At 34.4% G+C, this 14,386-nt stretch carries 12 protein-coding genes; 11 read left to right on the top strand and 1 reads right to left on the bottom strand.

Going from position 1 to position 14,386, the window contains the following annotated elements; all coding sequences use genetic code 11:
* On the bottom strand, positions 1-581 hold a 581-nt coding region (locus tag AA81_RS10510; RefSeq protein ID WP_146050387.1), incomplete at its 3' end, for a transposase.
* A 157-nt stretch (positions 582-738) separates the two neighbouring features.
* On the opposite strand from AA81_RS10510, the gene AA81_RS10505 reads away from it, so the two are divergent.
* The 11 genes from AA81_RS10505 to AA81_RS10455 form a co-directional block, all read left to right on the top strand.
* Positions 739-2,244, top strand: a complete 1,506-nt coding sequence (locus AA81_RS10505; RefSeq protein ID WP_103077949.1) for a 5'-nucleotidase C-terminal domain-containing protein — start codon at positions 739-741, stop codon at positions 2,242-2,244.
* A gap of 135 nt (positions 2,245-2,379) precedes the next feature.
* Complete coding sequence (locus AA81_RS10500) at positions 2,380-4,272, top strand: 5'-nucleotidase C-terminal domain-containing protein (RefSeq protein WP_103077948.1); 1,893 nt, start codon at positions 2,380-2,382, stop codon at positions 4,270-4,272.
* 689 nt (positions 4,273-4,961) lie between these two features.
* Positions 4,962-6,890: a hypothetical protein gene (locus tag AA81_RS10495; RefSeq protein WP_103077947.1), complete on the top strand. Its 1,929-nt coding sequence runs from the start codon at positions 4,962-4,964 to the stop codon at positions 6,888-6,890.
* Between the two features lie 25 nt (positions 6,891-6,915).
* Positions 6,916-8,016, top strand: a complete 1,101-nt coding sequence (locus AA81_RS10490) for a BMP family lipoprotein (protein ID WP_103898957.1) — start codon at positions 6,916-6,918, stop codon at positions 8,014-8,016.
* Between the two features lie 116 nt (positions 8,017-8,132).
* Positions 8,133-9,719 (top strand): ABC transporter ATP-binding protein, encoded by a 1,587-nt coding sequence (locus tag AA81_RS10485; protein WP_103077848.1) that lies wholly within the window; start codon positions 8,133-8,135, stop codon positions 9,717-9,719.
* Between the two features lie 39 nt (positions 9,720-9,758).
* Complete coding sequence (locus tag AA81_RS10480) at positions 9,759-10,835, top strand: ABC transporter permease (RefSeq protein ID WP_103077943.1); 1,077 nt, start codon at positions 9,759-9,761, stop codon at positions 10,833-10,835.
* Complete coding sequence (locus tag AA81_RS10475; protein ID WP_103077847.1) at positions 10,832-11,782, top strand: ABC transporter permease; 951 nt, start codon at positions 10,832-10,834, stop codon at positions 11,780-11,782. Before AA81_RS10480 ends, AA81_RS10475 begins: the two co-directional genes overlap by 4 nt.
* A gap of 24 nt (positions 11,783-11,806) precedes the next feature.
* Positions 11,807-12,433 (top strand): ribonuclease HII, encoded by a 627-nt coding sequence (rnhB, locus tag AA81_RS10470; RefSeq protein WP_103079019.1) that lies wholly within the window; start codon positions 11,807-11,809, stop codon positions 12,431-12,433.
* Positions 12,434-12,446: 13 nt separating this feature from the next.
* Positions 12,447-13,454 carry a peptidyl-prolyl cis-trans isomerase gene (locus AA81_RS10465; protein ID WP_103079018.1) on the top strand — a complete coding sequence of 336 codons (1,008 nt, stop codon included), beginning with the start codon at positions 12,447-12,449 and terminating at the stop codon, positions 13,452-13,454.
* A gap of 13 nt (positions 13,455-13,467) precedes the next feature.
* Positions 13,468-13,773: a metal-sulfur cluster assembly factor gene (locus tag AA81_RS10460; protein WP_012209465.1), complete on the top strand. Its 306-nt coding sequence runs from the start codon at positions 13,468-13,470 to the stop codon at positions 13,771-13,773.
* A 9-nt stretch (positions 13,774-13,782) separates the two neighbouring features.
* A partial coding sequence (locus AA81_RS10455; RefSeq protein ID WP_103898956.1) for a N5-glutamine methyltransferase family protein occupies positions 13,783-14,386 on the top strand: 604 nt, incomplete at its 3' end.

Genomic DNA, 14,386 nt, shown 5'->3' with positions numbered 1-14,386 from the left:
ATAGCGTTCTTTGGGTTACCGTACATATCGTAGATAGGTGTAGAATTAGAAACAGGTGTAACGCCGAAATTTTCTTCTAAAGGAGAACGATAGTACTCTTTGTAATCTTTGAATTTACGGTGACTCTTCTTGTTGTTGAAGAAAGAATTAAAGATAATGGGGTAAGAATCAACAACAAGATAACTGGTATCAAAGATCCCCTCTTTGATGCCTTTAAGGACGGTAAAAACGATAACCTTATCCAAATAAGAAGGACCAAACTCCTCCTTAAAAGAAGAGAAAGTAGCTTCAGAAGGAACGTAATTGATAATAGGATCGAAACCGATGCATTTAGCGAAGGAAGGGTTACTCTTAAGGAAGTGAATCAACTCCCTTACTGTAAACCCCTTAACTTTCTGAACGAAGATAGCTTTAAGTAAAGCCCGACGGGAGTACCCTGTTCTGCCCATCTTATTACTGAAATCTGGGATAACGGACCAATCGATTAAATCGAGGAGATACTTAAATTCGGAATGTTCTTTCATATAATCAGAGTAGACGAAATCGAAGTAGAGTTGAGAAGAGTTACCGTATAATGACAATTGAATGACCTGCTTACGAGATAATAAAAATGTGGTATCGAATAAATTATACAGTGAGGAGGCAAAAGTATAATATTAAAGGTATTAAGAGTTGGTTACAATGCATGTTTTAGAATTTCTAAAGTGTCTAATAAAGGTAAAAAAGGAGGGGAACAAAATGAAAAGAGTCTTAGGCATTTTAGTTGTTATGGTTTTAGTTTTATCGGTATTTGCAGGGCCTAATCACTTAGTAATTTTCCACATGAACGATACTCACGCACATGTGTGGGGAACGGAAGATGGTGGAGGATTTGCCAGGGCAGCTACCCTGATAAATCAAGCAAGAGAAGAAGTGGCTAAGGAAGGTGGAGCAGTACTTTTCCTACATGCTGGTGATGTAAATACAGGGATTCCAGAATCTGATCAGTTGGATGCAGTTCCTGACTTTTTGGCTTTACATTATATGGGTTTGGATGCTATGGTTTTGGGTAATCACGAATTCGATAAACCTTTTGAAGTGCTTGAGAAACAATATGAAGTAGCACAATTTCCATTCTTAGGAGCAAATTTTGTCGATGAAAAACATGGAGGACCAATTTTTGAACCGTACATCATAAAAGACTATGGTGATTTCTCAGTTGGAATTATAGGTCTTGTTACTGAACAAACGAAAGTTTTAGAACCAATTTATTTAGGCGAGAATACAATTGTGGATGCAGAAGAGACTTTAAAGAAATATCTTCCAATAGTCCAAGAAAAAGCCGATGTAGTTATAGTCCTTGGACACTTAGGTTATTATGCAGATGGAAGAAGACCCTACTTGCCTGTTGAGTTCACTACCTCAGATGAGTTAGCTGAAAATATATCTGGAGTAGATATTATAATAGACGGGCATACTCACACCTTGTTAGAAACACCTGTAGTAATTAATAATGTTATAGTAGCACAAGCTGGTGATAACGCAGAGAACATTGGGAGAATAGATTTATGGATTGATGATGGTAGGATAGTAGATTGGAGAGGAGAAGTAATTCCACTAACATCTGATATCCCCGAAGATCCTTTCATAAAAATGTTTACAGATGCTTTTTATCAACTTGGATCAGAGGCTTTGAATGAGGTTGTTGAAGAAACAAAAGTATATCTCGATGGGGAACATGCTAGAAGTGATGAAACGAATCTAAGCAACCTTATAACGGATAGTATGATTTGGAAAACAGGTGCGGATGTTGCTTTAATGAACGGTGGCGGGATAAGAGCTTCTATTGAAGCAGGAGATATAACCTACAGAGACATATTGACTGTTTTACCTTTTGGAAACACATTGTACATTTTAGAGTTGACTGGGAAAGACATAATGGATGTTTTAAATTATGCTGCTAAAATTCCTGATGGCCAAGGAGCTAAGTTACATGTTGCAGGGCTAACTGCAGAAATAAAAGGTGGAAAAGCTACAAACGTAAAAATAAACGGTGAGCCTATAGATTTGAACAGAACTTATAAGGTTGTTACCAACAACTATATGGCTTCGGGTGGAGACGGTTACACAATGCTTGCAGGTAAACCTGGTTATGATACATACTTTAGAGATGCGGATGCTTTACGTGAATACATTGCTCACTTGGGAACTATAGAAGATTATACTTCCCAAGAGAGATTGATAGAATTAGATCAAGTTAAGTAAACAAACAAAAAGGGGTGTAAGAAAAAACTACACCCCTTTTAGATTCATTTTAAGTAGCACTTTTAACTCTTGTTTGGTATTTCGTTTTTTTTAACTTCTTTTTTAGTGAAAAACTTAATGCAAAGGGGTGATTTTATGTTAAAAAGAGCTATTTTAGCGTTGGTGTTGCTTTTGAGTGTATTCTCGTTGTTTTTTGCTGAGACGATAGAAGTACAAATCTTAGCAACTTCAGATTTGCATGGACGCTTTTTACCTTATGATTATGCCTTAAACCAACCTAATTATAGTGGAAGTATTGCACAAGTCTATTCGATCATAAATGAGTTGAGAAGTGAAAATCCTGAAGGAACTATATTGATTGACAATGGAGATACAATCCAAGAAAACCTTTCAAACATTTTTTTAGAAGATGCCATACATCCCATGATTTTTGCTATGAATGAAATAGGTTATGATGCATGGGTTTTAGGTAATCATGAGTTTAACTATGGGGTCCCAACACTTAAAAAGATTATGAGACAATTCATGCCAGTGGATGATAATCCTAATAGTGTTTTGTGTGGCAATGTTTATAACCCCGATGGAACAAGGTTAGCTGCCCCTTATAAAATAGTTACCACAGGGAATGGAATAAAAGTTGGAATAATAGGTATGGTTACTCCTAACATAGTAAAATGGGACGCTGCAAATTTGCAGGATTACATTGTGGTTGATCCTGTGGATGAGGTGAGAGTAGCAGTTGCACAATTAAAAGGACAAGTTGACGTGATTGTGGGAGCTTTTCATATGGGAATCGAAGAAGAATATGGGACCTATGGTTCTGGGGTTATAGATATTCTAGAGGCGACACCTGATTTAGATGTTGTTATTGCGGGTCATTTCCATGAAAAAATAGCTGAAACTTACTATTATAATGGAAAGTTGTATAAAGTATTTAATGGTAAGATTATTGATGAACAAAAAAATGACATTACGCAAGAAGTGAAGCTCAACGGAACTTTAATTGTGGAACCCGGAAAATGGGGGCAGACGTTATCACAAGTGGTATTGGAACTCCAGAAGGAAGGAGATAAGTACGTAATAGTTGATAAAAGTTCCGCTAATTACGATGTAAAAGCTGCTACTGGAACAGTACCACCAGACAGTGAATTGGAGAAAAAGCTTCAACCTTTTCATTATAAGGCTTTAGACTATGCTAACGAGATAATAGGAGAATTAAAAGGCGGACCTTTAGTTCCTCCAGATGAAATAAAAGGTATCCCACAAGTATACATACAACCCACCGCTATGATAGATTTGATAAATTCCGTTCAAATGTATTATGGGGAACAAGTGATAGGTGAAAAAATAGATGTATCAGCTTCTGCAGCTTTTAGATCGGATGCAAATATAAAAGAAGGTCCTATAAAAAGATCAGACATTTCTTTAATTTATAGATACGACAATACTTTGTATGTACTAGAAATAACAGGAAAGCAGTTGAAGAAATATATGGAATGGTCGGCTTCTTATTACAATCAATACCAACCTGGAGATTTAACTATTTCTTTCAACCAAAAAATTCCGGGTTATAATTATGATATGTTTAAAGGGGTTTATTACGAGATCGATGTTTCAAAACCAGTGGGTCAGAGGATAGTAAATTTAAGAAAAATCGATGGTACACCTATACAAGGTAACGATGTATTAACATTGGCAGTCAACAATTATAGAGCAAATACCCAACTTTTGACCTATGGTCCAATATTTGAAAAAGGAGAACAACTGCCAAAGCTTCTTGGCAGAACCGAAGATCATCCTGACTTTTCGGCTATAAGCGGAGGAGATCTTAGAAAACTCATAGAAAAGTATATAATAGAAGTAAAAAATGGTGTGCTTACCCCAGAATATGAAGAAAATTGGAAAGTAGTGGGTACCGATTGGGATAGAGAATTGCACGATAAGCTTAAGGAATTATCCCATGAAGGAACCCTGGAAGTAAGCCCATACAAAGCTGTTAGGGTAGAGGATATTGAAGTATTTTTATAACTCCTAACTTCATAATATAATTACAAAAGAAGCTCATGAAATAATTTTTGTTTTCTTTTGAGCCGTCCAAATAAATGGAACGAATGTTTCAGAATAGTAATGTAATTAAGCGAACATACAAAAGGGGTGTAGGAAAAACTACACCCTTTTTAAATTTTTTATTTATATAAATTAAGAAAAGTTAAGTTTTTTAATTTTAATCAAAAATAAATGACTTAGAATAACTCTAATTAGATCTAAACACCTCTAATTGATGTTGACATAGAAATAAAAATATGATTAAATGTTTCGTAGAAAGCCATCCTTAAGAATGAGTTACTATGTGAGATAAAAAATTTAAGGTTCTTTTCTAAAAAGTACGGGTAGAATAAATTAAATATGAACAAATGAATATCTGGTAGCAGGTAGGAGAACACAAAATACATAAGTTAGGAAAGGAATCTCACCTCGTCTAAGTTGTTTATAAGATTATTTTACCATATCAGATTTTCTCAATCAACATTTAATTATTTTAATTTCTCAGTGAAAAAGCTCTTAACTTACTGTAATCGCTTTTAAATAGAAATAATGGCTAATAACCAAGTATAATTCAGAAATTCTCTTGTTGAACAATTAAAAAAAAAATGTTATAATAAAATCAATCTATATTTATTGCTTTACAATACATTATAATGATTTGGAGGATAGAGATGAAGAAATTAGCCATTTTATTAATTACAGTCATTTTTTCTTTAACAGCTTTTACGATCGATGTTGAAGCGGTTGGAGATCTTTTTACGACTCTTATTCAGACCTACAATGAAGAGGGAAGTGTTTCAAACGAAGAATTCGATTCTTTTTTTCAAGAACTTAGTAATCTAGGCTTATATAGATTTTATAGAACTCAAATGATAGGTAGCGCCGAATACGTTGATAGGCCTACAAATGTCCAAACTTATCTATCTCAGATATACGACAATGTTCAGTCTCAATTTACAACAATCGAAGAAAAATTGGCTTTGGCCGGGTTTTTAGTGTATGTGCAATCAGATCTTTCGGGTGAACAAATTACTCAAGAAATGATAAGATCGATGCCCGCCTATTTTGCTACTGTTCAAGATTATACAAGATCTTTAGAGAATGATGCTTTAACTTACTTCGGCAATGTTATTATATATTCTTTAGGAATTGTTGATACCGCTCCATTTACAGATATTCAAAGGTTTGAATCTGACGCAGAAATCTTAGATAAAAGATTTTACATATATGAAGGAGAAACTAACCCTGAATACAATAAGATAATATTAGAAAATAAAGAGAGTTTGGAACATGGTATTCAACAACTTGCTCAATCAGGCACAACGGGAAGACCACTCCAAATTGCCATAGATCAACTCTCTTACAATTATGTCAATTCACTAATAAATGAAACCAACGAACAAATACAACAAGTTACCCAAATGTTTATTGAGGAAGGAAGGCATGGGGTTAATATTTCTTTTATAAGAATTATCATTTATGCCGCTTTGATTCTTGTAACATTCTTATTTTTAAGAAAATATCTTTGGGTAACAGTCTTAAGCATATTTGGCGTTGAATTTGTATACCTTTTAGCATTCTACAATCCGATAAAAGATACAGTATCTTCTTTCATCTATGGAAGTTATATAGTAACTTTTGTGTTTTTGTTTTTAGCCGTTTTGCTCTTCAAAAGTATCGGAAAAAAGATTAAGTTTACAGAAAAAGTTATAAACTTTTCTATCTTTTTTTTAGTGCTGCTTACTCTGTTCGTCCCATCATACTATTCTTATGATCTTTTGATGGAAAAAAATACTCAGTTTGATAACTCTACTTTCGAAACCCAGCTATTGAACGATGTTGTTGCTTACCCACACGCTCCTTTACATAAAACTATATCCAGTTTGAACTCCCACTTAGGAAGTGAATATTCCAAGGTTAATACTTTTTATAGATCGACTTTTGCATCCTTTTTGGATGATCTTTTGAATTCACAAGTTTTATCAAATCTACAAGGTTCATCCGTTCAAACGAATAGGGACGGCTTGAAAATTGACAAAGTAGAAAATTATCGAGGTATACCGCTTGACTTTTCAAAAGAGGTTACTGATTTTGTGAACTCATCAGAAATTACCGAAAAGAATATTTATAATGAGGTAGATACGTTAAAGGTTCAAGTTCATGATGTTTTAAAATTTTCAGATGCCGAATTCGAATCGAAATTCATGGATACTTCAAACCAACTCCTACGATCTACTGATCTCATTGATCCATTGTTGCCAACTTTATATTCTTTTTTTGACGTTGAAAAGGTCGACAAAATAAATTTAAAAGCCTATAACACTGTTTTTGGTACGAAAATCTTTCTTTTGTTTTTCTTAAGTTTAACGATTCTTGTAATTTTTGAAGAGAAATTCGTAAAATATATTTCTTTAATATCCATGTATTTCCTAAGCATTCTTAGTTTTATAAAAGTAACTCCGCTTGAAGTTTTCAGTCAAACTGGATATCCTATTATCCACACTGTTGATTACACTATCAACTATATTTTCGGAATAATTTTGTTAATTTTAACTTCACTTCTGTTTTTGAGATACTTACACTATCAAAGGAACAAATAAATTTACCTAAAGGAGGTAGAAAAACATGAAAAAGTTGTTAGTTCTTAGTTTAATCAGTTTAATGTTTGTAAGTTCTTTTGCCTTAAAAGTTGTTATGGTAACTGATGTTGGCGGTTTAGGAGATAAGTCATTCAACGATGGCACTTGGGCAGGAGTACAAATGGCTATGGAACAACTTCCTAATGTTGAAGGAGAAATAATTATATCCAAGGAACAAACTGATTACATTCCAAATTTAACCAACGCCGCTCAAAGAGGAGATGTAGTAATTGGGGTTGGATTTATGATGGCAGATGCTTTATTTAATATCGCTGCTCAATATCCCGATACATTTTTTATAGGAATAGATATAGAGCCATCTCCAGGTCAAACGATTCCAAACAATTTAGCCCTTTACACCTTTAAAGAACATGAAGCAGGATTCTTAGGCGGGTACGTCGCTGCTGCCATGACCAAAACAGGTAAAATAGGTTTTGTTGGTGGTTTGGAAATTCCTCCAGTCAAAAGATACGAAATAGGTTACAGAGCAGGAGTTGAAGCCTACAACCAAATTCATGGTACAAATGTTCAAGTTTTAATCGGTTACGCTGCCAGTTTTGAAGATCCAGCAAAAGGGAAACAGTTAACCCTTTCTCAGTATGACAACGGTGCAGATATAGTCTTCGCATGTGCTGGTGCAACAGGAAATGGCGTCATCGATGCTGCAAAAGAAACCGGAATGTCTTTCTATGGTTTACCAGCGGATGCTCCTTTACAACAAGTTATAGATAAATATTATGAAAAAGGTGAAGGTTACTTTGCCATTGGAGTGGACGTGGATCAAGACTATATGGCACCAGGTTACGTATTACTCAGTATTACGAAAAAGATTGATGTAGCTACTTTTGAAGGTATTAACTCAGCTTTGTCAGCTAGATATTTTCAAGCAGGACACAACAACTTAGGAATAGTTGATGACGGTGTTGGAATCTCTCCAATGAAATACACCAAGGGACTTATACCAAACGAAGTTATAGCAGAATTAGCATATTTACAATCCCTGGCTAAGGAAGGAAAAATCAATATTCCTCAAAACGAAGCTGAATTAGGTTCTTTCAATGCAAGTAATATAGTTTTTCCATTCTAATATTAAGATATCTTATTTATTCCAATATGAGGCGGGATAAAATCCCGCCTATTTTGTAGATTATTTTTTTAAAGTTTATTAAAACCTTTATTTCTAAAGTTGAAAGGAGGTTACAAATGCCTCAAACCGAAAATATCCAAGAAGAGTTAAATGATTATGCAGTATACATGAAAGAGATAACTAAAGTATTCCCAAGGGTAGTTGCAAACGATAGAGTCACATTTAAAGTAAAAAAAGGAGAAATACATGCATTAATAGGTGAAAATGGTGCCGGAAAAACTACTTTGATGAATCAACTTTATGGTTTATACCAACCTACTAGCGGTGAGATTTATATAAAAGGAAAAAAAGTTGATATCAAAGGTCCTTCTGATGCTATAGATAATGGTATAGGGATGGTTCATCAACATTTTATGCTCGTTGAAAATTTATCAGTTGCGGAAAACGTTGTTTTAGGAAGTGAACCCAAAAGGGGCATTACTTTTAATTTTAAAAAAGCAAAAAAAGACGTAAAGGAACTGTCTGAAAAGTATGGACTCAAGGTTGATGTAGAGGCAAAAATCGAAGATATTCCTGTAGGCATGCAGCAGAGAGTGGAGATAATTAAAACGCTTTATAGAGGCGCAGACATATTAATACTCGACGAACCTACTGCCGTCTTGACCCCTCAGGAAACCCAAGAGCTATTTGAAATACTAAGAAGTTTAAGAAAAGATGGTAAGACGATTATTTTTATAAGTCACAAATTGAAAGAAGTGTTAGAGATAAGCGACAATATCACCGTTATGAGACTTGGAAAGGTTACTGGTAACGTAAAGACTTCGGACACAAACGAAACAGAATTGGCAAATATGATGGTTGGAAGAGAAGTTGTTCTAAGTATAGATCGACCAAGAATAGAACCTGGAGAAGTACTAGTGAAAGTTGAAAACTTGTGGATAAAAGACAATAGAAAGTTAGATGCTGTAAGAGGCCTTAACTTTGAAGTTAGAAAAAACCAGATTCTAGGAATAGCTGGAGTTGCAGGAAATGGACAGTCTGAACTTGCTGAAGCCTTAACTGGCCTTAGAAAAATCGAAAGTGGTAAGTTCTATTTCCAAGGTAAAGAGGTTACAAATTTATCTGTAAAAGAATTAAGGGAGCTAGGCATAGCTCATGTACCTGAAGACAGACAAAAAAGAGGAATGGTTCATGAATTCCCAAATTATTTTAATCTGATTTTAGGTTCTCATGACAAACCACAATTTTCAGAAAGAGGATTCCTAAAACTTGATGATATAAGAGATTTTTCGAAAGACCTCATAGAGAAGTTTGATGTTAGACCACCTGAGATTGATATATATACAGGAAACTTATCTGGTGGAAACCAACAAAAAGTTATCATCGCGCGAGAAATTGGCACTTCACCTAAATTTATAGTCGTTTCCCAACCTACACGAGGATTAGACGTAGGAGCAATAGAATACGTCCACAAAGAATTGATACATTTGAGACAAGAAGGAGTGGCTATTTTACTGATATCCATGGAACTCGAAGAAATCTTGTCTTTATCTGATAGAATAATGGTTATGTATGAAGGAAAATCTATGGGTGAATTTGAAAATGGTCAATTAACAATAGAAGAGATCGGTTTAATGATGGCAGGAAAGAGTTTGGATGAAGTAAAATTAATGGAAGAGGCTGGAGAAATTAAAAGTCTATAAATAGGAGGCGCTAATAAAGTGACTTCTTCCTCAAAACTTATGAAATCAAGATGGATGTCTTTTCTAGTACCTTTTTTAGCAGTTGTAGTTTCACTTTTAATTGCAGCAATTATAATATTAGCCATAGGTCAAAATCCTTTAAAAGCCTATGGAGCCATGATTAAAGGAGCGGTTGGCAGCAGGCTTTCCTGGGCTGACAATATAACAAAAATGACTAGTTTGTTACTTACTGGTTTAGCAGTTGGCTTTGGATTTCGAGCTGGAGTTTTCAATATAGGTGCCGAAGGTCAAATGGCCATGGGAGGGATAATGGCGGTAGCGGTAGGTCTGAACTTAGGCAATGTCCCCTCTGCTGTTGCAATACCTTTGACCATTGTTGCTGGTATGGCTGGAGGAGCCTTTTGGGCATCTATAGCCGGTTGGCTTAAAGCTAAAACTGGTGCTCATGAAGTTATAAGTACCATAATGTTGAACTGGATAGCTTATCATATTACCAATTATCTGGTAGCCGGACCATTTGCTGTAGGCGCAGGCGTTCCAAAATCCCCTGAAATTGCACAAAGTGCTCAACTTCCTGCGCTATTAACAGTCCAAGCATCTACAATTCCCTCTAGTATCTTAATAGCCATAGTCGCTGCAATTGCTATTTATATAATACTGGAGAAAACAACAACCGGCTACGAAGTTAAAGCCGTAGGTTTCAATCCATATGCAGCAGAATATGGAGGTATATCGATAAGTAAAAATATAGTACTAACAATGGCTATTTCAGGAGCTTTGGCTGGCTTGGCTGGGGCTTTAGAAGTCATGTCTGTCCATCATAGGATTTTTGGAGCATTCACAAGCGATAGAGGTTTTGATGGAATAACTATTGCATTGATCGGCCAAAACAATCCTATAGGGATTATTTTTGCTGCTTTCCTCATCTCCTCCCTGAGATCTGGTTCAAATGCAATGCAAACTATAGGGGTACCAGATGATATTATTGTTGTTATACAAGGAATAATAATATACTTTGTCGCTGCAGATAGAATCATAAGAACCTGGATCATGAAAGCTACTCAACTTGGAAAGAAAAAATCACCAAAAACAATTCAAGGTGGTGAAGAAGAATGAATTGGTTTGAAGCTATTTTTACTGCTTTTGCTTCACCTTTATTTTATAAATTAACGATTCTTTCTGCATTACCATTGATTTTTGCTGGAATTGGAGGAGTTTACAGCGAAATAACCGGCGTAACAAATATTGCTTTAGAAGGTATAATGAAATTAGGAGCCTTCATCGGGGTGGCTGTTACTTTTCTTACTGGGAACCCTTGGATTGGATTGATTTTAGGTATGATTGGAGGTTTAATTTTGGCCTTCTTTCATGCTTATGTTTCCATAGAATGGGCAGCAAATCAAATTGTTTCTGCTACAGCTTTGATTCTGATTGCTCAAGGGTTCACTGGTTTTCTAATGAAACCTATTTTTGGCCAAGAAGGTCAAACAGACTTTGTTGCTAAAATCCCAACGGTAAAAATAGAGGCAATTCAAAATATTCCTTTCATTGGAGAAATCTTCGGAGAAATCAGTTCCTTCTTTTACATTGCTATAGTAGTCATCATCGGATCGTGGTTTTTACTTTACAAGACTCCTTTAGGTTTAAGAATGCGCTCTGTAGGTGAAAATCCAAGGGCTGCGGATACGTTAGGTGTGAACGTTAAGGCGATAAGATACTTTGGAGTTTTAATGAGTGGAGTGCTCGCTGCATTAGGAGGGATGTATCTAGCCCTAGGTGATATAGGACAGTTTCAAGAACAGATGCCAGCCGGAAAAGGCTTCATTGCTTTGGCAGCCATGATATTAGGAAATTGGAATCCTATTGGTACAATGTGGGCAGCTTTGCTTTTCGGAGCTGCAGAAGCTATGAATATTCAACTTCAAACTTTGATGGTTCTTCCTTCAGAAATCAAAGCTTTACTAAATTTATTGCCTTTCGTTTTGACTATAATCGTAGTTGGAGGATTTGTTGGAAGAACAAGAGCACCCGCTGCCGACGGGGTTCCTTACGAAAAAGAGTAAAAGTATGTTTCAAAGGTGGATAATATGCAAGAAAATATTGAAATAGCTTTGTTAAATAAGTACAAAAAAATAATTGGTATAGATGAAGCTGGAAGAGGCCCATTAGCTGGGCCTGTTTTTGTGGGGGCTGTTGTTATAGAATCAAAAAAAGAATGCGAATTATTAGCAAAAATTGGAAGAGATTCAAAATCGTTATCTTCAAAAGAAAGAGAGAGAAGATACTTTCAAATAACGAAAAATTTTAAATATTATAGTAATTTTTCAACTTCAGATTTAATAGATCAAATAAATATATTCAAGGCGACTGAACTAGCAATTATGAAATTATTGCAAAAAGTGGTGGGAAAAAATCTGAACGATTATTATTCAATCATCGATGGAAAGTTCTTCAAACTTGATTATAACTACGAATGCATAATCAAAGGCGATCAAATATCTCCTTTAATAGGAGCTGCATCTATTGTAGCAAAATACGAAAGAGATATATATATGAATCAACTACATGAAATATATCCTAATTATGGCTTTATAAACCACAAAGGCTATCCTACCAGGAAACACATTGAAAGCATAAAAAAGTATGGTATAATATCAGAGCATAGAAAAACATTTAATCCTATTAAGAGATTCATCGAAGAAGGAATTTTATGAGGAGGCAAATATCTTGACGAAAAAAGCTCAACTATTGTTATTTTTTGTATTTCTAATTTCAACTATTCTTTATCCAAAAATAATCTATCAACCATTGGAGCAAGCAACCTTTGCAAAAGTTAATGAAGAAACACTTAATGAAGAACTATTAATATCAAGATCTCAAATAGTTTACCTTTTGTCAGATATTTATAATTCTTATCCCGAGTTTTATTCTGTTTTAACAAGAACAGCTACAGGTGTTGAACTCATGAATACATATTTAGAAGATCAAGCTTTAAAAATAGTCAATCAAGTTCTTTTTATACAATTCGTCGAACAAAAAAACATAGATTTACAACGCAAACAAACGTGGAATAACATCGAAGAAAACTTTTCAAAAGCCTTTAAAGACGTTGGAATACCTGACGAAGAAATAGAAGATTATCTTCTCGCCTTAGGTTACACTTCAAAAACAAATTATTTAGAAGATGCGTATTATTCAACATTATACAATAATTCTATAGCTGCGCTTTATACTAAAATTGTTCAAGAGGCAGAAGTAACCGACGAAGAAATTGCAAAGGAATATCAAAATAACAAAGCCATCTATAAATCTGATCCTGCAGCTGATATAAAGCTAATTATATTCAATAGCACAGAAGATGCTTCTTACACATACAATCGTATTATTGAAGGTTATTACACATATGATGAAGTATTTGAACAAACTGATTCAGCTACCTCTATGAGAATAAATCTTAAAGATGATTCAAATTCGATTGTACAAACTGTAAAAAGCAATCCTCCAGGATTTATTACAACGCCTCTTTTGTATGATTCGCAAAACGGTACATATGCTCTTTTAAAAATAGAACGAAAATACCCAGAAAAACAGTTAACTTTTGAAGAAGCAAAAGACCAAATAATTTTTAACTTAAAAGACAAAAAAGCTCAAGAATATTTTGATAAAGTTTTACCAACTGAATTCCAAAAATTTCAAGAAGAATCTTCAATAATTCTCAATTCTGATATGTTTTGAAGGAGGCTTACTCATGCCTGATATAGAAAAAGATAAAATCATAAATGCTCTGAAAGAGGTTTATGATATGGAAATTGGATTCGATATCGTTTCATTAGGTTTGATATACAAGGTAGATATAGATGAGAACAATAACGTTCACATATTGATGACATTAACCACCCCAATGTGCCCTTTGGCCGGTTTAATAATTGAAAATGCAAAAGAGAAGGTAAAAGAAATAGAACAAATCAACGATGTAGATATCGAACTTACCTTTGATCCCCCCTGGGATCCGCAGATGGCGAGTGAAGAAGTTAGAAATCTTTTGGGAATTTGAGGTAAGATAATGAAGATAACAGAGTTATTAAGTAAAATTCAGGGGGAGTTTAAAATCTCCCCCTTTCGTATATTGAAAATATTATCAAAAATTGAAGATAAAGATATATCTTTTTTTCTTAAAGATTCAGAAGTAGAAATTTCTCACCAAACTTTCGATTTTTTACTTAAACATCTTAAAGAAGGGTATCCTATAGAATACATTACCAAAAAAGTTCTTTTTTTAGGAAATGAGTTTTTTGTAGATGAAAATGTACTAATACCTAGGATAGAAACTGAAGATTTAGTAATATTAGCAGTCAATCTTATAAAAAATAAAAATATAAAACATGTAATTGATATAGGGACAGGTTCTGGTGCGATAGCCATCTCGATAAAAAAGCAATTACCAAAAATTAAGGTTCAGGCTTCTGATATTTCAGAAGCTGCGATAAAAGTAGCTCAATACAACGCTCAGAGATTAGGTGTCAATGTTGAATTTAAAATTGGTGATTGCTTAGATCCATTTTTGAAAGACATTGAAGAAGTAGAATTGATAATTTCAAATCCTCCATATGTGGAAACTTCTTTTATAGAACAAAATCGTTTTTTAAAATATGAGCCTAGAATTTCCC

It is taken from the genome of Petrotoga halophila DSM 16923 (assembly GCF_002924615.1).
The sequence above is the reverse complement of the archived record's forward strand: the minus strand, read 5'-3'. Positions and strand labels throughout refer to the sequence as shown.

Excerpts from the sequence above, each read along its gene's own strand:
- AA81_RS10505 (WP_103077949.1), top strand. The coding sequence starts at position 739 with ATGAAAAGAGTCTTAGGCATTTTAGTTGTTATGGTTTTAGTTTTATCG.
- AA81_RS10500 (WP_103077948.1), top strand. The coding sequence starts at position 2,380 with ATGTTAAAAAGAGCTATTTTAGCGTTGGTGTTGCTTTTGAGTGTATTC.
- AA81_RS10495 (WP_103077947.1), top strand. The coding sequence starts at position 4,962 with ATGAAGAAATTAGCCATTTTATTAATTACAGTCATTTTTTCTTTAACA.
- AA81_RS10490 (WP_103898957.1), top strand. The coding sequence starts at position 6,916 with ATGAAAAAGTTGTTAGTTCTTAGTTTAATCAGTTTAATGTTTGTAAGT.
- AA81_RS10485 (WP_103077848.1), top strand. The coding sequence starts at position 8,133 with ATGCCTCAAACCGAAAATATCCAAGAAGAGTTAAATGATTATGCAGTA.
- AA81_RS10480 (WP_103077943.1), top strand. The coding sequence starts at position 9,759 with ATGAAATCAAGATGGATGTCTTTTCTAGTACCTTTTTTAGCAGTTGTA.
- AA81_RS10475 (WP_103077847.1), top strand. The coding sequence starts at position 10,832 with ATGAATTGGTTTGAAGCTATTTTTACTGCTTTTGCTTCACCTTTATTT.
- rnhB (WP_103079019.1), top strand. The coding sequence starts at position 11,807 with ATGCAAGAAAATATTGAAATAGCTTTGTTAAATAAGTACAAAAAAATA.
- AA81_RS10460 (WP_012209465.1), top strand. The coding sequence starts at position 13,468 with ATGCCTGATATAGAAAAAGATAAAATCATAAATGCTCTGAAAGAGGTT.